This is a genomic window from Micromonospora coxensis (assembly GCF_900090295.1).
GTDB lineage: Bacteria > Actinomycetota > Actinomycetes > Mycobacteriales > Micromonosporaceae > Micromonospora > Micromonospora coxensis.
The window spans coordinates 524,006-545,296 of record NZ_LT607753.1 but is presented as its reverse complement, the minus strand read 5'-3'; the positions used below and the strand labels follow the sequence as shown (position 1 = coordinate 545,296).

The 21,291-nt window shown below is 67.7% G+C and carries 22 protein-coding genes and 1 pseudogene; 13 read left to right on the top strand and 10 right to left on the bottom strand.

Annotated features, from left to right (window positions below):
- Positions 1-117: 117 nt before the first annotated feature.
- On the bottom strand, positions 118-792 hold the full coding sequence (locus GA0070614_RS02540; protein ID WP_088974466.1) for a hypothetical protein: 675 nt from the start codon (positions 790-792) through the stop codon (positions 118-120).
- A 149-nt stretch (positions 793-941) separates the two neighbouring features.
- Between GA0070614_RS02540 and GA0070614_RS02535 the strand changes: the two genes are divergently transcribed.
- The gene (locus GA0070614_RS02535; RefSeq protein WP_088974465.1) at positions 942-1,679 is read left to right on the top strand and encodes a hypothetical protein; all 738 of its coding nucleotides are present in this window, start codon (positions 942-944) and stop codon (positions 1,677-1,679) included.
- Between the two features lie 987 nt (positions 1,680-2,666).
- Here GA0070614_RS02535 and GA0070614_RS02530 read toward each other — a convergent pair.
- A complete protein-coding gene (locus GA0070614_RS02530; protein ID WP_088974464.1) occupies positions 2,667-2,924 on the bottom strand; it encodes a transcriptional regulator in 258 nt (85 codons plus the stop codon).
- Positions 2,925-3,359: 435 nt separating this feature from the next.
- Here GA0070614_RS02530 and GA0070614_RS02525 point away from each other — a divergent pair, with 435 nt between their 5' ends.
- The 3 genes from GA0070614_RS02525 (at position 3,360) to GA0070614_RS30905 (ending at position 4,907) form a co-directional block, all read left to right on the top strand.
- Positions 3,360-3,656: a transposase gene (locus GA0070614_RS02525; RefSeq protein WP_157744885.1), complete on the top strand. Its 297-nt coding sequence runs from the start codon at positions 3,360-3,362 to the stop codon at positions 3,654-3,656.
- A gap of 11 nt (positions 3,657-3,667) precedes the next feature.
- Positions 3,668-4,567, top strand: coding sequence for an IS3 family transposase (locus GA0070614_RS02520; RefSeq protein WP_231933480.1), 900 nt, complete (start codon positions 3,668-3,670; stop codon positions 4,565-4,567).
- Between the two features lie 136 nt (positions 4,568-4,703).
- On the top strand, positions 4,704-4,907 hold the full coding sequence (locus GA0070614_RS30905; RefSeq protein ID WP_231933485.1) for a hypothetical protein: 204 nt from the start codon (positions 4,704-4,706) through the stop codon (positions 4,905-4,907).
- Positions 4,908-5,345: 438 nt separating this feature from the next.
- On the opposite strand, the gene GA0070614_RS02505 is transcribed toward GA0070614_RS30905, so the two are convergent.
- Genes GA0070614_RS02505 through GA0070614_RS02495 form a run of 3 tightly spaced genes read right to left on the bottom strand, consistent with a single transcriptional unit; the run spans position 5,346 to position 7,093 of the window.
- Positions 5,346-6,095 carry a hypothetical protein gene (locus GA0070614_RS02505; protein ID WP_088974462.1) on the bottom strand — a complete coding sequence of 250 codons (750 nt, stop codon included), beginning with the start codon at positions 6,093-6,095 and terminating at the stop codon, positions 5,346-5,348.
- A gap of 18 nt (positions 6,096-6,113) precedes the next feature.
- Positions 6,114-6,431: a hypothetical protein gene (locus GA0070614_RS02500; protein ID WP_088974461.1), complete on the bottom strand. Its 318-nt coding sequence runs from the start codon at positions 6,429-6,431 to the stop codon at positions 6,114-6,116.
- On the bottom strand, positions 6,428-7,093 hold the full coding sequence (locus GA0070614_RS02495) for a hypothetical protein (protein WP_157744897.1): 666 nt from the start codon (positions 7,091-7,093) through the stop codon (positions 6,428-6,430). The genes GA0070614_RS02500 and GA0070614_RS02495 overlap by 4 nt, the downstream gene beginning before the upstream one ends.
- Positions 7,094-7,420: 327 nt before the next feature.
- Between GA0070614_RS02495 and GA0070614_RS30075 the strand changes: the two genes are divergently transcribed.
- The 3 genes from GA0070614_RS30075 to GA0070614_RS02485 all read left to right on the top strand — a co-directional run bounded on the left by GA0070614_RS30075 (position 7,421) and on the right by GA0070614_RS02485 (position 9,275).
- On the top strand, positions 7,421-7,567 hold the full coding sequence (locus tag GA0070614_RS30075; protein WP_157744896.1) for a hypothetical protein: 147 nt from the start codon (positions 7,421-7,423) through the stop codon (positions 7,565-7,567).
- A gap of 528 nt (positions 7,568-8,095) precedes the next feature.
- Positions 8,096-8,401 (top strand): hypothetical protein, encoded by a 306-nt coding sequence (locus GA0070614_RS30900; RefSeq protein ID WP_231933484.1) that lies wholly within the window; start codon positions 8,096-8,098, stop codon positions 8,399-8,401.
- A gap of 373 nt (positions 8,402-8,774) precedes the next feature.
- Complete coding sequence (locus GA0070614_RS02485; RefSeq protein ID WP_088974459.1) at positions 8,775-9,275, top strand: hypothetical protein; 501 nt, start codon at positions 8,775-8,777, stop codon at positions 9,273-9,275.
- Positions 9,276-9,539: 264 nt separating this feature from the next.
- Here GA0070614_RS02485 and GA0070614_RS02480 read toward each other — a convergent pair whose 3' ends face one another.
- Entirely contained in the window at positions 9,540-9,887 is a 348-nt protein-coding gene (locus GA0070614_RS02480) for a hypothetical protein (RefSeq protein ID WP_197701403.1), read from the bottom strand.
- A 443-nt stretch (positions 9,888-10,330) separates the two neighbouring features.
- Here GA0070614_RS02480 and GA0070614_RS02475 point away from each other — a divergent pair, with 443 nt between their 5' ends.
- The 3 genes from GA0070614_RS02475 to GA0070614_RS30895 all read left to right on the top strand — a co-directional run bounded on the left by GA0070614_RS02475 (position 10,331) and on the right by GA0070614_RS30895 (position 14,615).
- Entirely contained in the window at positions 10,331-11,665 is a 1,335-nt protein-coding gene (locus GA0070614_RS02475) for an SWIM zinc finger family protein (RefSeq protein WP_088974458.1), read from the top strand.
- Complete coding sequence (locus tag GA0070614_RS02470) at positions 11,662-14,208, top strand: hypothetical protein (RefSeq protein ID WP_088974457.1); 2,547 nt, start codon at positions 11,662-11,664, stop codon at positions 14,206-14,208. Before GA0070614_RS02475 ends, GA0070614_RS02470 begins: the two co-directional genes overlap by 4 nt.
- 257 nt (positions 14,209-14,465) lie before the next feature.
- Positions 14,466-14,615, top strand: a complete 150-nt coding sequence (locus GA0070614_RS30895; protein ID WP_157744895.1) for a hypothetical protein — start codon at positions 14,466-14,468, stop codon at positions 14,613-14,615.
- Between the two features lie 101 nt (positions 14,616-14,716).
- Here GA0070614_RS30895 and GA0070614_RS31600 read toward each other — a convergent pair.
- The 4 genes and pseudogenes from GA0070614_RS31600 to GA0070614_RS31595 form a co-directional block, all read right to left on the bottom strand.
- Positions 14,717-14,932, bottom strand: a pseudogene (locus GA0070614_RS31600) (transposase); the annotation flags it as partial.
- A 187-nt stretch (positions 14,933-15,119) separates the two neighbouring features.
- On the bottom strand, positions 15,120-15,617 hold the full coding sequence (locus tag GA0070614_RS02460; RefSeq protein WP_157744894.1) for a DUF5956 family protein: 498 nt from the start codon (positions 15,615-15,617) through the stop codon (positions 15,120-15,122).
- Positions 15,618-15,737: 120 nt separating this feature from the next.
- A complete protein-coding gene (locus GA0070614_RS02455; RefSeq protein ID WP_088974455.1) occupies positions 15,738-16,523 on the bottom strand; it encodes a hypothetical protein in 786 nt (261 codons plus the stop codon).
- 178 nt (positions 16,524-16,701) lie between these two features.
- Positions 16,702-17,592: a helix-turn-helix domain-containing protein gene (locus GA0070614_RS31595; protein WP_408630754.1), complete on the bottom strand. Its 891-nt coding sequence runs from the start codon at positions 17,590-17,592 to the stop codon at positions 16,702-16,704.
- 1,870 nt (positions 17,593-19,462) lie between these two features.
- Here GA0070614_RS31595 and GA0070614_RS02440 point away from each other — a divergent pair.
- From GA0070614_RS02440 to GA0070614_RS02430, 3 genes are all read left to right on the top strand, one after another.
- Positions 19,463-19,804 carry a PPC domain-containing DNA-binding protein gene (locus GA0070614_RS02440; protein WP_088974454.1) on the top strand — a complete coding sequence of 114 codons (342 nt, stop codon included), beginning with the start codon at positions 19,463-19,465 and terminating at the stop codon, positions 19,802-19,804.
- A 189-nt stretch (positions 19,805-19,993) separates the two neighbouring features.
- Entirely contained in the window at positions 19,994-20,485 is a 492-nt protein-coding gene (locus GA0070614_RS02435) for a GNAT family N-acetyltransferase (RefSeq protein ID WP_088974453.1), read from the top strand.
- Between the two features lie 339 nt (positions 20,486-20,824).
- The gene (locus GA0070614_RS02430; protein WP_088974452.1) at positions 20,825-21,169 is read left to right on the top strand and encodes a hypothetical protein; all 345 of its coding nucleotides are present in this window, start codon (positions 20,825-20,827) and stop codon (positions 21,167-21,169) included.
- The last annotated feature ends 122 nt before the right edge of the window (positions 21,170-21,291 follow it).

The following is a 21,291-nucleotide window of genomic DNA, read 5'->3' as shown; positions in this document are numbered from 1 at the left end:
CCGAAACTGACTGAGGCGGTTGCCGCAGCGGGTGGCGAAAAGCGGTCCATTGGCGCCCCGGGCCACGAGCTTTCGTGGGGTTGGTGCTCACCATGTAACGCCACCCATGCAGCTGCGCTACGCGGCGGCGGGACGCTCCCGGAGTGCAACCTGGGCCAGCGCGCGGACGACGTCAGCGGGTCGCACGGTGATCGGCTCGTCGCCGGCGGCGTCGAGCGCGGCGTAGTGCGCCTCCACGATCTCTCGCAGGATCGCCCCCGGCTTCACGCCGCGGGCCTCCGCGTCCGCCATGATCCGGCGGGCGATGTGGCTCGGGTACCGGGCGGACATGCTCACCTTCGTCGTCGGCGGCGTATCGTCGACCACCGCGTCGGACCAGTCTTGGCTGTTCAGCGGCTCCTGCGCCCTGATGTCCTCTGCTCGGCTCATCGCCCGCCCCCTTTCCATCAACTTGCGCAGCGGTTGCGCCTCGTCCTCGTTGAGCCATCGCGCCCCGACCACCAAGTACTTGTCGTCGGTCTCTTCGATGAGCGTCACCGCCAGCAGTCGCCCGTCCGGCACCGCGCCGACGGCGTGCATCACCACGCCGATGTGGCGCACGATCCGCGGCCGGGACGCGGTGAGCACGTGCAGGGCCCCTTCGCGGACAAGTCCGTCGATCGCTTCGATCATCGCGGTGATGCCTGGCCAGGATGTGATGACCAGGTCCGTCGACCAGAGGTAGCTTCCGCCGGCGGCTTCGCCCGTCTGTGTCCACTGGCGGAGTGCTGCATCGATCGCTTGGAGCGTCATGACGGTCGTGTCGTATTAGTAGGGCCTCCGGTGACGGTCACGTAGATGTCTTGGTCCTGAAGTTGCTCCAGGTCGCTGCTCGAGTCGACGAGAAAGCGTGCGAGGAACCTGCTGGACACCAGGCTGACCGGTAGGCAGGATGCCGATCCATGGCGAACGACGGGCCGAAAACACCGCCGGCGCTGGCAACCTGGGCGGAGGTCGACCCGGCCCGATTCCCGTTCGACCCGATCGAGGTGCCGGCGTTGGTTCGGACAGTGGTCCCCACGGCCGGGCAGTCCGACCTGTGGGCATGGACCGAAGCTATCAGCGCCGTGCTGTCGGACCGCTTCGGGCCATGGGCTTACCGCTGGTACTGGGGAGCCGACGAGTGGGAACAGTGGGATTGGATCACCAGCTTCCCGCCGCCTGCCGAGGCGCCGGCTCGTGCCGCCGACTCGCTACTGGCCTGGCGCCGGTGGCTGGAAGGGATCGCCGAGCGATTCGACCGGTTCCTGCCGCTGCTCGATCCGGCAGAAGCCGCCGGACCGGGCGACCTCACCGCCACCTGGGAGTCCGCTATCGCGGACCTGATCAGGACCACCGTCGCCCCCGTCGCCGACGACGACAGCTGGCAGGGCCGGTGCCGCATGGTTCTGCAATGGTTTCTCACTGCTACCGGCATGCCGATGGAGTCTGCGGAGGCGCTGGTCAACAACGCGGTCGATCACCGCTTCGACTACTGGATGGCACTTACCGCAACCGATGTAATTGATGTCGCCGAACGGCTCAGCCGCGATGTGCTCACCCTTGCCGGGATCGCGCCGGCCGCCATCACCGACAACTGGCCAGACAGCTGGCCGCAGAGCTGGCCAACGTGGCGCGCGACGAACACCAAGGGCAGGTAGATGTGATCGGGAGATCTGCAAGGGTGTCGGATCTGCCGTAACCAGCACGCTGAGATCAGTTGGCGGAGGCGTAGAGAAGCCAAGCATGGATAGGGTCGATGAGCCGGAATGATCAGTGTCCGTAGTCGCTCAGTCGAGCAGCCCCGGGACCAACTCCTGAAGCTCGGCCGTCACCCGCGACAGCCCGTCGTTCCTGTCGTCGCCGTCCCATCACACGAATTCCCCGCCCAGCGGGCTACCTGACACCAGGACCGTCCAGCGGCCCCGTTGGCGTTCGCCGTCCATCTTGACCATGGCGACCAGGCCGCGATCACCGAGCTGGACCAGCAACTCTGTCAGGCACTCATCCCACCCCATGGCTGGCTATCCGATCACAAACGCTGCGCGGCGAGGGGTCCGCATTTGGTCTGCAAGACGGCGGGGGAGCGATGAGAGCTATCAAGAGGCATCTCCGCTGGTACAGCCCCATTCGCGCAGCTCGCCGGATCGCTTATCCTGATTCGTAATGCACCGGTTACCGTCGGTTCCGCCTTGCGCGGCTACCACTTCCCTGGCCACCACATGGCTGGCAGCGCCACAACGCCTACGAGGGCGACGCAGCCAACCACGGCACAGACCATCATGGTGCCGGCGGCAATAGGTCCCAACTCTACGGCCCGACTCTAGGCGGCGAGCAAGCGAACAAGGCCACGCGAGAGCTCGTCGAACAGGTGCCGGAGGGCGCTTACAGCCGATCTGGTGCGATTCTTATGTTGGCAGTCCGGCGGGGCCCAGGACGCGGGAGGCTGTGATGCTGCCGGCGGCAACACCGGTCGACGCCAAGGACCGGTTACGAACGCTACGGATCAGCGCCCGACGTCAGAGACATGCGTGGACCCGCCTGGACGCAGCGCACGGATTCTGCACATCCTGGCCTGCTCGATGGGAGGTGCTGGCAAAGCTCGGGTGCGCCGGCCGCCGAGGGCAGTCGGAGGCGCCGAGCGGCGGTCAGCGTCTCCGCATGATCGCGTGAACGATCCTGCTGCTGGCGAACTCCGAGACGCTGACCAGCTGCCAGCCGAAGGTTTCGAGCAATTCTGCGGCGGCCAGTGCTTGGGTGACCTGGTCTCCGCCAATGCCGCGGTGGGACACGATGGAGATGAGCCGGTAGGGGTAGGGGCGTAGGTCGGCGCGGTTGGCGAGGATGGCGTCGGCGGTGACAGCGCGGGTGCGAATGATGTGGTCAGCGGTTTCCTGGGCGGCCATGACCGCACCCTAATCATCGGGTGCACGGACAGTGCTGCCCGATTACCGCGGGTATCGTCGTGCTCGTGTCCGCGCCGTACCGCAAGCCTCTCCTCGTTGTCACGCTGACTGCTGCGCTGGCCCTGGCAGGCTGCAGCAGCGGTGAATCCTCGGTTGCGGCACCAACGCCTGCGGCCACGACGCCGTCGGATGCTCCGCAGACATCGTCCTCGACCGGTGCTCCGTCCTACGACGCCGCCGGCTTGGATCTGTGTGCGCGTACGGATGTGGGTGCGCTTGCCGACCTGGGCTTGACAGTGCGCCGGACCGACGCGAGACCGCCCAACGGGCGGCCTGGGGCGGCGTGTCTGTTCGAGATGCGGACCAAGACTGAAGTGACCCCCTGAGACCGGACACCTCCTGACTTGGCATCCTGCCGAGGAGGAGGAAACCGCGTTGGCTCGACAGAGCAAGTACCCCGAGGAGTTCCGGCGTCAGGCCGCGGCGCTGGTGCTGGATTCCGGCCGCACGATCCGTGACGTGGGCAGGGAGTTGGGGGTCAACCACGAGACGCTGCGCAACTGGGTGGCCCAACTGCGCCAGGAACGCGACGGCGGCCAGTCGTCGTCGCTGCTCAGCGACGATGAGCGTGCCGAGCTGCTGCGGTTGCGGCGGCAGGTGGCCCAGTTGGAGCTGGAGAAGGAGATCTTGAAAAAAGCCGCGGTCTTCTTCGCACGCGAGACGGAGCGGTGAACCGGGCCGAGGTGTATCGGTTCATCGCCGCGGAGAAGACCACCTACCCGGTCCGTCTGCTCTGCCGGCTCCTCGGCGTCGGCCACAGCGCCTTCTACGACTGGGTTCGACAGGGACGCCAACGCGCCGCCGAGCGGGAACGCCACGACCAGCAGCGCGTCGAGGTCACCCGGCAGGCGTGGTCGGAGCACCGCGGCGTCTACGGCGCCCGACGGCTCACCGCCGAGCTACACGAACGCGGCCACCGATGGAACCGCAAGGCGGTTGCGAGGCTGATGCGGCTGGCTGGCATCGAGGGCGCCCACCGACGCCGGCGCGGCAAGCCCCGCCGCAAGGCCGCGTCCACGGCGACCGCGCCGGACCTGGTCCAGCGGCAGTTCACCGCGACCGCCCCGAATCGGCTCTGGGTCGCCGACATCTCCTACCTGCGCACATGGGAAGGATTCCTCTACCTCGCCGTCGTGGTCGACGCCTACTCCCGCCGCGTCGTGGGTTGGGCGATGGCCGATCACCTGCGCACCGAGCTGATCCTCGACGCCGTCGGCATGGCCATCCAGCACCGCCGACCCGCCCGCGACCAGGTCATCCACCACTCGGACCGCGGGACGCAGTACACGTCGTTCGAGTTCGGCCGCACCCTGCGCTCCTGCGGCGTGCTCGCCTCGATGGGCTCCGTGGCCGACTGCTACGACAACGCCCTGGCCGAGACGTTCTTCGCCACCTTGAAGACCGAGCTGGTCTACACCCGCGCCTGGCCCAGCCGACACGAGCTGGAGATGGAGGTCTTCTCCTACATCGAAGGCTTCTACAACCCTCGCCGCCGGCACAGCCGTCTGGGTAACGTCAGCCCCGACACCTACGAGAAGATCCACCACGAGTCCTTAACAGACATCGAGGTGTCCGGCCCATAGGGGTCACTTCAAGACAGGCCACGAGGCGAACCTGCGCGTGGAGGCGTCGACCCCAGCTACCGCGCAGGAGGCGGCGAGACTGTATCGGGGGACGCGGCAGGCGACCGGCATGGCGCCGGCGGGTCCTGTCACAGGCGTGGGGGAGGAGGCGGAGGCCTTCACCAAGCAGTCCACGCCGGGGTTCAAGTACGCCGAGTACATGGTGCACTCGCGCACCGGCAACCTGGTGGTGAAGGTGTGGCTGGCAGTGGGCGGGGACTCGTTCACCCCGACGGCGACCCTCGCCGCCAAAGCCGTAGCGATCCTGTCGGCGACCCGGTCCGCCGTTCCGGTCGCCTGATCCGTCCTGCTGCTCTGCAAAGGACCATCGTCGACAGGGCTGGCATCTCCGACAGGAGACGACACGCTCAACCTCATGGACCGCCCTGACCCCCAGCCGTCAGATGTCCAGCGACTCCTCGACGAACTCTGCAGCATGCTGGGCTTCTGCCTGCCGCCCGAGGAGAACCTACGGATCCGCAATTCCCCTCCACGCGAGCCGGACAGCTTCACCGAAGCCGTCCTCGAGGCGGAACGGATGAGCAACACGAGCAGCAGGGACCTCCGCCGCCAGGTACGAGTAATCGTCGATCAGCACATGAGGCGTGGGGCGAGAACGACCGGTCACGCAGCCAGCCCGTAGACCGGTGACTCTTGTGTGCTCCCGGTGCCATCCGCGCCCGGCTGTGGCAGGTCCGAGTCGCGTACCTGTAACTGCCGGCACCCGAACCTCGCGAGGTCAGCCGCGGACGGCCTCCGGCCACTTGCCACCGGGCAGCTTCGAGTAGTCACCGACCTGGGTGGCGATGTCCCGGACGTTCCCGACCGCGTCGACGAACCGCTGTCCGATGGTGAGCAGCGTGTCCAGACCTGCCTGGACGAGATCGCCGACGGAATCAGCGAGCGTCTCGACGGCCCAGGGCAGCGCGAAGACGGTCGCCGCTTCGCTCGCGGCCTGGGCCAGCTTGCCGGCCAGGGAAGTGACGATCTTGGCGAGTTGGACGGCGTAGTCGACGTTCGCCTTCGCGATCTTGAACAGCCACTGACTGATGAACTCCGCCTTGAGCACGGTCTCGTCCACCGCGGCCTTCTGCTTGCCTGCCTTCGCCTGGTAGGCGCTGGACGCGTCACCGGACCACTTGGCCAGGTTCTCATTCACCGGCTCAGTGGTGACGAATGACAGGTCAGACACGGGAGTCTTCACATCGTTGACCCACCGGAAGCTGATGTTGATCAACGACAGCACCGGAAGTTGATGCTCCAGGGCGTTGTCGACCCGGTCGAGCACCGCGTCGAGCGCCCCACGCACGGTGTCCAGGTTGCTCTTGATCCACCAGACGGTGACCGGTCCCAGCAGCCACCTCCAGTCGTTGAGGCGCTCCACGATCTGGTTGAACTCACCGACGGCCTCGTCGATGCCGGAGCGAATCTGATCGAAGGCCTTGTTGAACGGCTCGCCGTACTCGATATCGGTGGTTCCCGGTTGCACCCGCTCGTCCCCTCGTGCTCAGGCAGAGTAGATCTTGTTGAGATCCAGCGAAACCATCTCGTCGGCACGGTCGTACTCGTCGGCGACCCGACGCAGCGCGCCGCCCATCTGCTCAAACTCGGTCACCGCGCCCGAGAGGACCTCGACCATGAAGGACTGAAAGTTCCGGTACGCCGCCGCGTGGACATGGGTGTTGGCATCGCCGATGAAGAACGCCGAGCTGTCGAGAGTGAGCTGCTGCGCAGCGGCCCTCGGGACGGCAATCCGGTCCGACAACGTCAGCCACTTACCACCCTCGTCGCGCAGAGCGTCGGTGATGACCTGCAGTTCCTTCATCGGTCCCCCTCGTGATCGGCGCGTGAGCTGGCCAGGGCGTGGGCCTGAAACAGGGAGCGAGCTTCGAATCGCAGCTCACCGGCGTCGAGCCTGCCGATCCGTTCCACCGAGCCCGTGATGGCCGTGATGCCGGAACCGCGCAGATGCAGCGTCAGGCAGCCGTTCAGGCTGGTGATCGTCTTCTCCACTGGCATGTCCGGCTGGCGGGCCAACCGCTCCAGGTCGGCGTCGATCTCGTGCAGCGTGCGCCAGGTGCGGCGCAGCCAGAGGTGCTCGTCAAGCTCGTCGTCGTACCGCGTACCGGGTCTTGCCGCTGCGGGAGAGCCTTCCGTCGGGTCGTCCGTCAGCCGACGTATCGCCGCCAGTTCAACGACCGCCCGCATGGCGGCCGAATACGCCTCGAAGAGCGCGTCCGGTACCTCACCAGGGGTCAACCGTGCGCGCCAGTCACGCAGCACGGCCACATCCTTGACATGACCCTCACGGTCGGTGTGCACCGTAATCGAGCCGGTCTGGTCGTGGCCGGCCGGGGAGTCGGGTGCCGGCTGGGTCTCCGCCTCGCGGCGGACCTGTTCGGCTTGCGCGCGCAGCTCGGCGTCGGAACCGAGAGCATCCAGGCTGGCCAGAGACAGGCGCAGGTTCCGTCTCTCGTGCTGCTGCATGCCCGACTCCATCACCAACCGACTCGTCCCCGTGGCTCACCGTGAAGGCGAGCACGACTACCGTACGGGAAGGCAATCAACTCGTGGGTCCCACGCGGCACCAGCGCCAGGTGCAAACTTCTCCAGTCGGTCGGTGCCTCGACGTGCAGAACACGCGGTAGACGTTCTCAACGCGGGAACCAGCGCACCGGAGCTGACGACCGCTCGAGCCGGGCGGTTGGCGCTCGGCGGCGAGCTGATCGCCGGCGTCCGGCGCCGACGGGATACCATGGTGGGGGACGGAGGCGACCGCCCTGGCGGTGGCCGCCGTGGGTACCGCAAGGATGGTTGGGGCAACTGTTTGGCCGGCGGAAGGTCTGGCTGCGGGATGCCGACCCCGCCCCGGTCGTTGCGGAGGCCCAGCGGCGGGGTGTGACCTGGCTGGCCGACCTGGCGTACCGGCTGGGCGAGCGGCTACGCCGCAGCGAACCGTGAGCATGGGCTTCTACGTCCTCCTGGGGCTAGCAAACCTCACGGACGCCACGCCCAGCACTTGGCGCACTCCGAGCCGGGATCGGCACCGTGCTGCTACTGACCGCGTTGGGCCCAAATGTTCAACCCACGGGGTCGGTCCTTGAGTATCGCGCCAGACCTCGGAATGGTCGTGAGCAGCAAATTGGGCCGTGACGAGCGCCAGCGTGGCCGGCCGTCGTTGATGTCAGGGCTCTCGGCTGCCGCACCCTCCGCGGTTTGCCACCGGGTACCGGTCCAGGCGCGCGGAGAGCCGGCGACACGGCAAGCCGCCGCCCCGAACGGCCAGGGGCGGTGGGCCGTACGCCGCCGGACGGCCGCGAGCCCACCGCACAACCGTGCCGGCCGCGTGCCAGTAGTGGGCGTCTCAGGCGGTCATCAGCGGTCATGATCGGGCAACACGACCCGGTCGCTGACCAGGCACTCTGAACAAGTCACGATAGCCGAGAACGATCTTCCAAACTGGCGGTCTGGCGCTGCTATGGTGCGCCCGTGTCGGATCCCATGACCGTTGGTGCCCTACTTCGCCCGCTCCTGGGCCGACGCCTGCTTGCGGTAACCGAGGCGAGGCACTGGTTCGGCGAACAGCCGGTGACGGGAATTGACGCTCTGCTGCATCTCTGGCTGCATTTCGAGAAAGCGCCAGCCATCATGGCCCACGGCTGTGGTGAGCTGCTGAAGCTCACCGAGGAAGAGCCCTACTCGTCTTACGACATGCAGGAGGGCGGGCGGTGGTCGGACCGGTCCAACCCACAGACCTGCTCGGCGACGTGGTTGGGCAATGTCTCGTTGACATAGGACTCATCCAGGGGTACAGCACGATTCCGGCTGTCGGTGGGCTCCAGCTGCGCTTCGAGCGGACCGAGCTGCTCGTCGCGACCCTGGCGGACGAATGGGTCTGCCAGCAGGGGCCGATCCCGGACGGACTCCGGCAGTACCTGTCGTTCATCGGTTGGCTGAGCAGCCCCGCGCCTACTGCCGAAGGGCAGTGACGCCGGAAGCCTGCTGTAGGGCAGTGCCGATGGCTGGAACGCTGTACGGTCCGACCGTGTCAAGCCCAGCGCTGAGTGCCCCTACCGCGCCTTCACTGGCAGCCGCTTTCCCCGCCTACCTTCAGCGAGACGTACAGGCCGTCTTGAAGCTCCTACCCCCATCCAGCCTAGAACCGGCGATGCCGTTCCGTGTCACCGTTGACGGGCAGCCGGTCGTCATCCCGTACCGCATGTACCACGCCGAACCTGAAGCCAATGTGGAGGGTGATCTGTCACCGACCCAGTCGGCGATCCTCAACTGCCTCTATACGCGTCACCACGACGGTCGGGTGCGGCAGCGACGGCTTGAGCACGTTCTGAGGTTGAATGAGCCTTGGGTGGTCCCGTTTGTGGTCCGGCTAGTCGGAGAGTATGTCCTGGAGATCGTGCTCGACATCCACCGTGAGCTTGTCGAGATCCATGATCCCTGGACCCCACAGCACGCCGTCTACGGACAGGTCCTCGCCGCGAACCCGTCGTTCGTCGCCCTCACAGCTCAGCGCGTAGCAAGCTACTGGGCCTGCTACCGGCATCTGTACTCCGACCGCCGCTACTACCCCGGATCCACAGTCATTGAGTCCATGCGAGCCGCAGCCAGGTACTACAGCACCCCCACGAGGACGCAGCATCCTCATATCTAGACAACCCATCGATGTAGTCCACCTCCCACCCAACGTCCGCCACACCGTGACGATCGCGTAGGTGGACACCCGCCGCCGTGGGCAGGGCGATCGCTGCCGCTCGGCTGTGCGGCATGCCACCGGAGTACGTGGTTCAGGCGCGCGGTGAGCCGGCGGTACCTGGATCCGCCACCGGCCCTCTCGGGCCGGTGGCGGTGAGGCGTACGACGCGGACAGCCGCACGCGGATCGAGCTGATGACCTCGGAGGCCCTGAAGCCTGCTGCTCAGGCTTCTGACGTCTCAGCCGAGGCCAGTCTCTTGCTGGCGGTAGCGCTCATCTGCATCACCGGCCTCGGTCGGTCCGGCTGCCAGCCTTGCCGGAGCGCTGCCCGGATGGTGTCCGCAACTCCGGTCGGACGAACCGCCTTCCCCGAGGGCACGATCCAGTTGTCCGGTCGCGGGGAGTCGGTCGTGACGACAAGTACCGAGCCCGGAGCCTGCTCCAGCTCAACGGCGTAGGTCAACGTCGTCTCGGCCAGTCCCTGGCTGTACGTGGGCTTCGGGCGGATCCGCCAGCGATAGGTGATGCCGTCGACTGAGATGAGGCGGCTGCCCTTCTTCGGAATGGCCATTGAATTTCTCCGCTCGGGTGGTTTCCGGACGTTGCCGAAAGGGCGTAGAGGTCGACCAGGAAGGCGTCGTGCCCGTCATGGGACTCGAAGAGGTCATGCCGGGCAAGGTCGTCAACGGAGGTATTCGGCCGGACCCTGGCGGCGGGCTCGCTCATCGGCCGTACGCGCTTCCAGCCGGTACCTGGGGAGTACGCTCGGCGCACACCGTGGGTTACCTCCTTCGACAGTGGCTCTCATCCTCACTCGAGCGATCGCCCGAACGCCACGGACTATTCACGGACTGATCTCGTAAGCGAGCGGCTGAGCGGGAACCGTCGCGGCAGGTCAGAAGGCCGCACGCGGACTGAGCCGTACTCCATTCCTAAACCGCGTCCGTTCGGCTTGCAGCACGGCCGGCGCTGGTATCGGTGATGATGTCGGTCGCTCGCCCTACGGTGTGCGCCGTGAACGCCGTCCAGACGTACCGATACCTCCAGCCGTCAACCCTGCGCGCCGCTGGCCTGGCCCTGCAGACATGCGGTGGCCCGGCGGCCAACCCGCGCTTCTTCTCCGGGTTTCTCACGACTCCAGCAGCTGCGGCCGCCGGCCTGCTCGCCGTCGCCGAGGTGGCCCGAACCCACTACCACCAGCCGGTCAGCCCTGCCAGCCTGGACCCGGTGGTGACCGGTAGCCGCGACCGGCTGCGCTTCGAGTCGTTCTCCGGCTGCTGCGGGGTGTACGCCCGCATGGACGTGGTCCCGGCCGGTTTCGACGGTGAAATCGTCGGGCACGGCACCACAAACGTGGACGTCAACCCGCCACTGCGGGAGGCGCTCGCCCGGGTGGGGGGCATCGAACCGCTGCACATGGCCGTCGGCCCGGACGATCTCACCGTCTCCACCATCGACGGGGCGGTGGTGGAGCGCAAGGTTCCGCTGCCGGGGCGCTGGCTGCGCGGCTTCGCCGAAGTGCACGTGCTCACCGCCGGGTTCGAACCGCGCGCCGAGATCCCCGCCGCCGAGGCGGCGGCGTTCCTGCGCCGGCTACCCGGAGCCGGTGACCGCTCGGTGCTCTGGGCGGTACCGGCCGGGCGTACCCTCCGGCTGACCTCGCGGCCGGCGCCGGGGGCCGTCTGTCTGGCCGGAGCGGGGCGCCTCACGGCGCTGCGCGGGCTGCTCCGACACGCCCGCACGCTGCGGGTGTACGGGCCGACGGTGCGTGCGGGGTCGCCGGCCGTGGCGAGCACGTGGGAGCTGGACACCGGGGCGCTGCGGTTGTCGGTAACGCTGTCTCCCGAGCCGTACCGGGGGTTCTCCGGCGAGGGAGCCGCCCTGCTCGCGCTCGCCGGTGACGAGGTGATCGACGACGCGGAGCTGGTCGGTGCGCTGCTGTCCTGGGACCCGACGATCGACGTCGCCGCGCTGGCTGACGCGGCCGGCTTGCCCGACGACCGGGTCCGCGCCGCCCTGGCCCAGCTCGGCACTGCCGGGCGGGTCGGCTACGACGTCGCCGAGGGCGGCTACTTCCACCGGGTGATGCCCTATGACGCGGGCCGGGCCGAACGGGACAACCCCCGCCTGGTCGCCGCGCGGGCGCTGGTGCAGCAGGACGCGGTCCGCCCCGACGGTGAGCACGCCACCGTACGCAGCGGAGACGAGCAGTACCGGGTACGCCGGCAGCCCGACGGAAGTCTTACGTGCTCCTGTCGGTGGTGGGGGCGGCACCAGGGACAGCGGGGACCGTGCAAGCACGCCCTCGCGGTCGCCATGGTGCAGGCACCGGCGGAGGTGGGGCGGTGACGATCTTCTTCGAGTCCCTGGTCCGCGGCGACGTCGCCGCTGTCCGGTCGGTGCTGCACGGGCTGGACGAGGCGGCCCGGCGGGCGCTCGGCGACGAGCTGATCGCCCACGTCCGACGTCGGCGGGACAACTGGTGGTGGGGGACGGAGGCGACTGCCCTGGCGGTGGCCGCCGTGGGCACGCTGAGCACCGCGACGAAGGCCTCCACGCTGCTCGGCCGGCGGTCGGTCATGCTGCGCGACGTCGATCCCGAGCCGGTGGTCGCCGCCGCCCGGCAGCGGGGCGTGACCTGGCTGGCCGACCTGGCGTACCGGCTGGCCGAGCGGCTACGCCGCCGCGAACCGTGGGAGGGCTGGCACTTCACCGCCGGGCTGCTGCTGGCGGAGAAGGTTGCACCACCGACCGGAGACGCCTTCGTCGCCGGCTGGGCGTACGCGATGGGGTGGCAGCGACCCCACGACCCCCCACAGCCGCCCCTGCTCGACCGGCTGCGCGCCGACCCGTTCCTGGACGCGCTGCTGCCCCGGCTCTTCGAAGTCGACGGCCTCGGCGCCGACCTCACGGCCGGCGGCAACGGGCAGGCAGTGCCCCAGGCATTAGCCGCGCTGGCGACCGAGGGACGGCTCGACCGCGCGGCGCTGCTGGACGGCATCCTCGGCCGGCTGCTGCGCGGGGACCGACCCGCCGCACTGCGTCCGTTCCTCACCCTGCACGAGCAGCTGGCACCCACCCCCGACGAGGTGGCGGCGCGGGCGAGCGCCTACCTGCGGCTGCTCGCCGACGCACCCGGGCCGGTCGCCGCACACGCACAGCGCGCGCTGCGGGAGCTGGGCGACGCCGTGGAGCTGGAGTCACTGTCGGACGCGGCCCGCACGGTGCTGCCCCGGCCGGAGAAGGCGCTGGTGCGAGCGCAGCTGTCCTGGCTGGACCGGCTCGCCCGGCAGCACCCCGAGCGGGCGGCGCAAATCGCCGACATCCTCGCCGTGGGCGCCGAGCACCCGGCTGCCGACCTGCGGGACCGGGCGATGACGCTGGCGCAGCGACACGGTCACCAGCCAGTTACCACGGTCACTGTCACGGCGGCCGGTGACGACCTGCCGAAACCTCCGCAGCCGGCAGCCGCCCCGCCTCCGATCACCGACGTGGACGAGCTGGTCGAGGAAGTGTCCGGGCTGCTCGGCCGGCGCTGGCCCGCGCCGGCCGTGGAGCGGGTCCTGGACGGTCTGGTCCGGCTGGCCACCACCGAACGCGATCGGCTGGCGGCCGCCCTGCTACCCGTGCTGCGCCGCGAGCAGGTGGGCGCCTACGACCACATGTGGGCGGTGTTCAACCTGTCGGTCCAGATGCACGGCGTCCTGCTGGCCGCCGCCGCCCCCGCCGAGGCAGCCACCCGCCGCGACCAGTGGTCCGGCATCCTCAGCGAGTCGCTGACCCGGACGCTGCGCCCGTTCCGGAACCGGCCCACCGCCCCGCCGCCCCGCCGCTCCGCACTCACACTGATGTACTGCGCCCGGCTCGCAGAAGTCGGACAGCGGTTGGACGGGCGGGACGACCCCGGGCTGCTGGCCGCCCCCACGTCGGCCACCGGAGCCCTCGACCCGACCGCGCTCTACGAACGGCTGGCCGCCCTCGGCGACCGCCCGGTATGGCGATGGGACCTCACCCAGGCACTACTACGGCTCCCCGCTGGCGTTGACGAGGCGCTGGCGTCCCGCGCCGAAGCGCTCGGCACGGCGGCCGGCGGCGAGCTGGCCGGCTGGCTCCGCGGGGACGCCCTACCAGCGCCGGTCCACCGCATGGTGACGGTCGCCCGGCGAGAGCGGATGGGCAACTACGACTACGGCTACGACCGGCTACCTCCCCGGCGCACCGTCGTGGCGAGCAGCCCACCCGAAGGCGTGGCGGACCCGCTCGGGCTGCTCACCGTGCCGGCACAACTCATCGGGCGCAGGCAGGGCGGCTGGGGCGACCTGTGGCCGGCACTGATTCCAGGGCACCGGGGCCTGGTCGCCGCCCACCTGTTGCCCGACATCGCCAGCGTCGCCCAAGAAGACGCTCGGGATGCCACCATGGTCCTGCCAATGCTCGCCGAATGCACCGGCACAGGCGGTCCGGCCCTCAACCTGGCGCTGGCCTACGGGCTGTGCGCCCGGCACGAAATAGACCGCGTGGCGGCCCTCGACGCCCTGCTGATGCTGGCGGCAGCCAGTGAGCTCGACGCCCCAGGCGTCGGCGGGCATCTTGGCGCACTGGCGGCGGACAACCAGGTGACGCTGACCCGAGCGGCGACGCCGCTGCGCGACGCAGTCGCGGCCGGCGCCCGACTGAGCATCTGGCGGCTGCTCGCTGCCGCGCTGCCGCCGCTGCTGACCGCGCCGACCCCGCCGCGCGGCACACCCGACCTGCTCACCCTGGCGGCCGAGACGGCCGCCGCGACCGGCGTACGCACCCCGGTACCGGGGCTGGCCGACGTGGTGGCGCGCGGCGGCGCCAGCCGCCTGGTGACCGAGGCCCGCCGGCTCGCCACCACGCTGGCCCTCTGAGCTACTGGTCCACCCGCACTGTCAGTTGAGCCGGAAACCTTCGGCCGACTGCTGTCGAGCCGGCCGCCTGAGCCCACGGCTCGCGGCACCCACGATCAGCAGGGGTGCCGCGAGTTGGGCAAGCAGCGCTGCCGGCGCTTGCGTCGGAGGGAGCAGGGGAGTGCCGATGGTCGATGTGCTCTACGGTACTGACCGTGACACTACGCCGAGCGACCGTAGCGACACTCGTCACTTCGGGTATGGTCATCGTGACTTTGATGGTCGGTCTGATAACCAACGTCGCCTCGGAGCAGCAGCAGTGGCCCGGCTGGCTGGCGCTGATGCAGCGGTACCCGTGGCAATCCCTCGGTCTGTTCGCCGCCGTAGCTGTCGCTCTAGCGTCGTACCCGATCGCCTCCCCGCCCTGATGACTGTGCGCGGTCTGCGAGTCCAGCACCGCCGCCGACGGCTGCGGATCACGGCCCTCGGCCACACGCACCGCGTCGCGCAGCCGGTCATGCACCCGATCCCACGTTCCATCGGCGCTCCAGCAGCGAAACCACCGAAACGCCACGTCCCACGGCGCCAGATCATGGGGCACGTGCCGCCACGCGGCACCGGTACGCAGCATGTACAGGATCGTGTCAATGACCAGCCGGCGGGGATACCGCAACGGCCGACCACCACGCCGCGGATCCCGCTGCGGGAGCAACGGCTCGATCACCGCCCACTGCCCATCCGTCAGCGACGACTTGTACGCCGGTTTACAGACACAACGACACAGACGTGATCTTCGCTGACTCAGCGAAGATCACGTCCAGGTATCACAACACTCTGAGGTGCTGCCGCGCCGGCAAGCCGGCTTGCCCCGCCGAGTGTCGTGGCTGGGTACCGCGATGCCTGCCAGGAATCAGCCGTCGGCCGTCACCAACTCACCGCTCCCGGTACAGTTCCGCGAGAGCCGCGCGGATGGCCGGAACGGCTTCGGCCGGGTGATGGTCGCGAGACAGGTCCTTGATCGCCGCGTAGACCGCCTCATCGATGTCTTTCACGTCTAGATCGTCAGGTAGACGTTGGAACCAGCGGTAGCCGGTCGGCCGCTCTGGCAATCCCACATCGCGCAGATACGAGTTCGCAGCCTCGTCAATGATTGCTTGATCCTCCGAGGTGCGCGGAGTGCGAAACGTGTGCTCTCCGGTGCTGTCGCTGACGGTCACCTCGACCTGGTGTTCTCGCCTCTCCGCATACCGAGCCAAGGTGGCGGGGTCGGCGAGGTAGCCCAGCATGGCATCCCAGCCTGACTCACTCAGTTCCCAATACCGCCCATGCGGCGTGTCGATGACGCTGCGGCGGTCGAAGGAGTCCGGCGGTGAACCGGGAAATGGCCGAGCCGTTTCCCAAGCGTTCGGTACGGTGCTGCTGTCGCCCATGCTGCTCCTCCGGGGACGTAGCTACGGCACGGTCCCGACCTCACCGAAAGAGAGGCCGGGACCATGGTCACATATCCGTATTCACCTGTGATGGTAGTACGACTTCAGACCGAAACCGGATCAGAACTTGCAGGGGTCGGACCCGTAGCACTTGAAGCGCGCCGTCTCCAACGCGGGCGCAGTGCGGGCGGAGTAGCCGGCGGGGGTGAAGTCGGTGTTGAAAGCCGCGTAGTACGCGGCGGAGTTGACCAGGTTGTTGCCGTAAATGGTGGGGCTGTTCCAGCGCCACGAGCCGCTGCTGATGCGGCCCGGGTAGAGGGCGTGGTCGCCGCAGTCGGCGTCCGGCCACAGGTCGATGACTTCGTAGCAGTTGATCCAGGAGTCGCTGAAGGTCAGCGACGGGCCGAGGTCCCAGATCAGCGAGACGGTCCACCGGCCGCGTCGACCCTGGAGACTGTTGCGAATGATCACGTCGAAGCTGCCGATGACGCCGCTGCTGTTCCCGTAGACGGCGTTGCCCTTCGTCTCACCGATGTAGCGCGAGGCGTCGATGACGCGGTGACAGGTGCCGCTGCTCTCGCACCAAGTGTCGTAGTCGTCCGCGAGAACCGACACCGGGGCGGGTGCCAGCGCGGTGGTGGCGGCGACGGGCGTAAAGGTGGTGGTGGGAGTGCCGTGGGCGTCGAGGCGAGTGCTGGCCAGGCCGGCGCTCGTGCAGCTCCACTCGGATGCCTTCTGCTGCATGGCCAGCGCGATGCACGGTGCGAGCACCTTCTGAGCGCCGTCGTAGGTGCTCTTACCGCTTGGGCTCGCCGCCGCCTGACCTTCCATCGCCGTCATGCCGAGCACGACGACGAGAAGGCCCGCGACGATTGCGCCGCTCCTTCTGAGACTACGGATGTTCATACTTGCTCCTCTCACACAACTGCCGGTCAAATGCGGCTGCGAGAATCATTGCGACATGCAGAGCGGTCAATCAACGTTTTGTCGCCACACCGACATTCATCGATACGCATCAATATGCATGGTGAAACTGCCGCACGAGCGAAATCGAACCTCGGCGGCGAAATCACATTCAGGCTGGTTAGCTCGGTCTAACCCCTCTCTCCCCGCCGCAACTTCGGCCACCCCAAGAAGGGACAAATAATTCGTCGGCGCTCGGCACGTCGGCGCGCAGTTTGGCGAGGTCATCCGCCGCATCACCCAGCGCCCCGGCCAGGTACACGAACAGACTCACCCTGTTCCGCTCGTACTCACTGAAGAGCGCAAGCTCGCGTCCCCACACGGCCACGGATGGCCGCAGCCACGACACAGCCAGATCGGCCGAATCGGCATGTGTGGCCGGCGCGTCACGACGCCACCCCGCCGCCGCCAACAGCTGATGCAACTCCCGACAGACGCACCCAAGAGACGGCTGGGCAAGGAGCCGCCGAATCTGCGCCTCCTTTTCCTGCTCCCTCAGCCGACGCGCCCGAGCGTCCGTGTGGCCCCACGCGGCCAGCAACGCACCCTCGCGCCCCAACGCCACGTCGCAGGCCATCCAGAACTCACGTGGCGCGACCTGGCGCCCTACCTCGACATTGGTGATGCTGCTCCGTGACCGCCGCACCAGGAGCGCCAGCCGGTCCTGTGTCACCCGCGCCGACCGCCGCGACTCCGCGAGAGCGCGCCCCAACACCGGGCGCGAGTCCGCCACCACCTCCGGCGTAACCACCTCCAGGCGCTGAGGAGCGGCGAGCGCGGCCCCACCGAAAGGGTCACCGCCGCCCACGCCCTCATAAGACAGACCGCCCAGCGGCCGTGCGGACGCGTACCCCGCAGCGGTACGCGCCGGCACCGAACCGGGCGTCTGCCGCCTCCTGGCTCTCCATGCCCGCAGCGTCTCGCCAGCGCGACTGAGCCGAGCACAACTGCCGTCCTGCTGGCACCGAGAGCACGCGTTCTGGTGATGGATGTCAACGACGAAGCCAGCCATCATCACGGCAAACGGGGGCTCAGGCAGCGGCGTTCCCGCGTTCACCGCCGATCTCCACCTGATCTTCGGCCCGCCTGATCAGCGCGCCACATGCCACCCCGCGTCAACAAGGGGCGGATTTCCAGCAGCAGCGTGGGACCGTTCCAGGAAGGCGCTGAGTGGACTTTACCGACGTAGGCACCACCACGGTGCGCGCGCGTCGAGCACTCCACCACGTCTACGAGCTTCTGCTTGCGCCGAAGCCACTTCCACGGAGGCATCACCTTCTTGCCGCCTTCCATGCCAGGGCCGGGCGCGCCGCGCGAAGCGGGTCGGACGTGAGTCCCGCGGCACGCGGCGTGCCGACCGTCACCCGTCAGCACGGAGTCAGCAGTCACGTACCAACGGGGCGCTAGAGCGTTGTAACTGGACGATCGCTTATCGTTAGCGACACGATGCCGGAGCCCCAGCCATTGGGGACATGACGAAGGACGAATGTCGATATGCGTCCCATGCATGAACACAACCGGCGCTCGGATGGGATCTTGGAACGGTACTGCCTACCATCTAGCCCCGGCTGCCATACAAGGACGGCCCGATGACAGTGACCCACGAGGCGCGGTACTGCCGCTGCGGCACCCGGCTTGCGCGCGACAACATCACTGGACGCTGCTCGCCCTGCGCTTCCTACAGCCGGCAACAACCTCATGTCGCCCCAGACGTGCCAGCGGACTTCTGGGATGAGGTCGTTCTCAAGAAAGCACTACAGAGCCGCCACATGGGACGGGTGATTCGGGCCTGGCGAACACACCCGCATCACGGACAGCATCCCATATCGCAAGGTAGGGCCGCCTCGTGGGTCGGGATGAGTCAGGCGCAGCTCAGCCGAGTAGAAACCGGCCCGCCCATAGCTCACCTCGATCGTTTGGTGCAGTGGGCGACCGTGCTCCGAATACCGGCGGATCGACTGTGGTTCGCCATGCCTGCAACCGCCGGGGAGCTGAACGGAAATGAGAATGAGGTGAACCGGCGTCAACTTTTTGCAACCGCCGTTACCGCTGCTACATCCAGTGTCATAGGCGGGCGACCCGCACCCGAACTGTTAGTAGCAGACCGCGAAGCGGTTGAGTGGTTCGCATGGCATCTGTGGCAGCATCGAAAGGATGAGCTAGAACCGTCCCAGATCCCGGGCTCGATAGCCTCCCGTCTGAATAGTCATCCGCATGTCTTGCGGACGGTCGAGGGGTCGTACCGATTTACCGATCCTGCGCTGACGGACGTCCTAGTCGCCCACCGTGTCTTTGGGGACATCGCTCAAGGCAGCGGGCACCTTCTCGCCACCGCCCAAACAAGTCACGCGACGGATTTGACCATCAGCGCCCTGGCGGCCGACGACGAAGGAGCACGACGAGGATTGACCGCATGGATGCGCACAGGCGCAACAGCAGTCCTCAGGGTCAACTCTGCCGGAATACTCGCCAAGGTCGGAGTCCCCGAACTCGGCGACGCAGCTATATGCGCCATCCGCGCCGACCAAGACGCCCGCCATCTGTACCTCACCGCTGTCGCCAGTCGCGTTCTCGGCATTCCATGGGCGCATGCGGCCCAAGTGGCCAGTGAAGCCGTGGCACATGCAGGAAGGGGGGTGCACGTGGCAGATGGCGGGGCAACCGAGTCGATATGCACCCGTCTGGCGAGTGAGCTTGCAAACGGCCGCGATGCCGCTGCCCGCTGGTGTAGCGCTGTGCTACTCGCAAACTGCGGTGAGGCCGAAGCCTCAGGCGCTCGCGCCGCTCTCATGTCCGCCGTGCAACAAGAAACGTGCCGCGAGAACCTGCGGGCTTACGCGGCGGTGCTGGCTGGTATTACCCCCTAGTGATCGGATAGTCGAATGAAGTTGTTCAGTGTTAAGACCGGCGAAGAGCTGATTGAGACGCTTACCCGGCGGGCCGCAGAGGAGGGAATAGTCAACGGCGCGATCGTATCCCTCATTGGTGCTGTCGATAGTTGCGCGATTAGCAACATGCCTGCCGGTGATGCGAGCACGGACGTTATCAGCGAGTACTGGCAACCGTTCGAGCTGAGCGGCACAGGAGAGATCCGAGACGGCAAGGTTCACGTGCATGTGGTTCTCGGCAGGGAGGGTGACGTGGCACTCGCCGGTCACCTGCACTGGGCACGCGTGGAAAGCTTCTTCGTTCACGCGTACACCATCGGCCTGACCGAGGAGTAGCACAGGCACCCGGTTGGCCGGCTCACGTGAGCCCGATGTGAGCCCGGACGCCACCGGACCAACAATCACCGAGCCGGACACGCCATCATGTTGAGGGGTGTCTACCGGGACTGATAGGCACTGCGACGATCTCGCTCATCTCACCAAGCATGTAAGCGCCACGCTCCCGACGGACGGAAGGTGACATCCATGCAGCAGATCATCGTCCGCCACGCGGCACCGGGTGATGCCGAGACCGTCGCCAGCCTTATCGAAGAGATCGAACGCTACTACGGCGCCACTCACATCCAGCCCTTCGAGGAACGCCTGTCTCAGATCCGAACAGCGCTGTTCGCCACGCCACCGCTGGCCTTCCTCGTGCTCGCCATAAGCAACGATGAGGTCGTAGGGCTGGCGGCCTACTCCTACCTGTGGCCCGCTGCGGGTTCCACACACTCCCTCTTCCTCAAGGAGCTGTACGTTCGCCCGGATGGACGGCGGCAAGGCGTGGGCGCCCGCCTCATGGAGGAGATGAAGGCCATCGCCGCCCGAAGCCTAGGCTGCAGCCGCCTGGAGTGGATGACCGACCGAAGCAACGACGGTGCCCGAGCCTTCTACCGGCAGCTGGGCTTCGAGGAATTCGAAGGCAAAGTAAATTATCGTCTGGACGCCGACTTGCCACAATCCGCTCCGTCGCTGTGACGACCGGCTTTCCTTCACCTCCCGAGTGACTCCAGCGACTTGCCGTATCGCAGTGGTCCGACGCGTCTGCGCTGCCTGCAGCGGGTCAGGTAGGAAAGCTTGAAGTGGACACCCGACTCGCGACGCCGCCGGGTCGCCGGCTGCCGGGAGAGATTTCCTCTGCGTCTGTAGGGGAGTACCGGCGCCGCGTGGGCTGACTATCCAGCGGCATGAGCGGCGATCATCCCGGCAGCAAGACCGTGAGCCTCAGCTGACCGATGGACGACCGCTGGTCGCACACTCGGCGGTGGCATGGGGAAGCGACCATTGATCCCAAGATGAAGCCCGAGGGAGGAGCGCATGGACCAATGGACCCTTCAGCAAGCTGACCAGTGGCTTGACTGGGTGCACGACCACCACGACGAGTTCGGCTATCGGTACGTCTACTTTGCCTACCTCGCCGTCCGCGCGGGTGAGCCCCGCCACGGCGAGATCATCATGACGGTCGAGCCCGACGGCAGCGTCGTGCTACGGGCCGGCTCCCTCGATCGTGGACTGCGGTTGGCCACGGATGCCGAACGAACACAGTTCGCTGATCACCTGCGGCAGCGATACTGCGGTGACCGGTATCTGAGCATGAGCGAGTGGGAGGCCGCCCAGCACGCGGACTTCCTCGAGGAGGCCGAGTGGCGGTACGGCCCCTAACCCCGGCCCGCGCCCTCACATCCCACCGCACCGGCGCGCCGTTGCCAGCTCCCGATACCACGTGCAAAGCGAGTTGTCGGTGCCATCCGCTCCTCGCCGCCGCACGGATCGACCGATGCCGC

Coding starts and splice junctions, on each gene's coding strand:
- GA0070614_RS02495 (WP_157744897.1), bottom strand. CDS start 7,093: ATGCAGCAGCACGAGAGACGGAACCTGCGCCTGTCTCTGGCCAGCCTG.
- GA0070614_RS31595 (WP_408630754.1), bottom strand. CDS start 17,592: ATGGCTGGCTTCGTCGTTGACATCCATCACCAGAACGCGTGCTCTCGG.
- GA0070614_RS02500 (WP_088974461.1), bottom strand. CDS start 6,431: ATGAAGGAACTGCAGGTCATCACCGACGCTCTGCGCGACGAGGGTGGT.
- GA0070614_RS30895 (WP_157744895.1), top strand. CDS start 14,466: ATGGTCGGTCTGATAACCAACGTCGCCTCGGAGCAGCAGCAGTGGCCC.
- GA0070614_RS02480 (WP_197701403.1), bottom strand. CDS start 9,887: ATGGCCATTCCGAAGAAGGGCAGCCGCCTCATCTCAGTCGACGGCATC.
- GA0070614_RS02440 (WP_088974454.1), top strand. CDS start 19,463: ATGAAGTTGTTCAGTGTTAAGACCGGCGAAGAGCTGATTGAGACGCTT.
- GA0070614_RS02460 (WP_157744894.1), bottom strand. CDS start 15,617: ATGGGCGACAGCAGCACCGTACCGAACGCTTGGGAAACGGCTCGGCCA.
- GA0070614_RS02485 (WP_088974459.1), top strand. CDS start 8,775: ATGCCGTTCCGTGTCACCGTTGACGGGCAGCCGGTCGTCATCCCGTAC.
- GA0070614_RS02535 (WP_088974465.1), top strand. CDS start 942: ATGGCGAACGACGGGCCGAAAACACCGCCGGCGCTGGCAACCTGGGCG.
- GA0070614_RS02455 (WP_088974455.1), bottom strand. CDS start 16,523: ATGAACATCCGTAGTCTCAGAAGGAGCGGCGCAATCGTCGCGGGCCTT.
- GA0070614_RS02430 (WP_088974452.1), top strand. CDS start 20,825: ATGGACCAATGGACCCTTCAGCAAGCTGACCAGTGGCTTGACTGGGTG.
- GA0070614_RS02530 (WP_088974464.1), bottom strand. CDS start 2,924: ATGGCCGCCCAGGAAACCGCTGACCACATCATTCGCACCCGCGCTGTC.
- GA0070614_RS02435 (WP_088974453.1), top strand. CDS start 19,994: ATGCAGCAGATCATCGTCCGCCACGCGGCACCGGGTGATGCCGAGACC.
- GA0070614_RS02540 (WP_088974466.1), bottom strand. CDS start 792: ATGACGCTCCAAGCGATCGATGCAGCACTCCGCCAGTGGACACAGACG.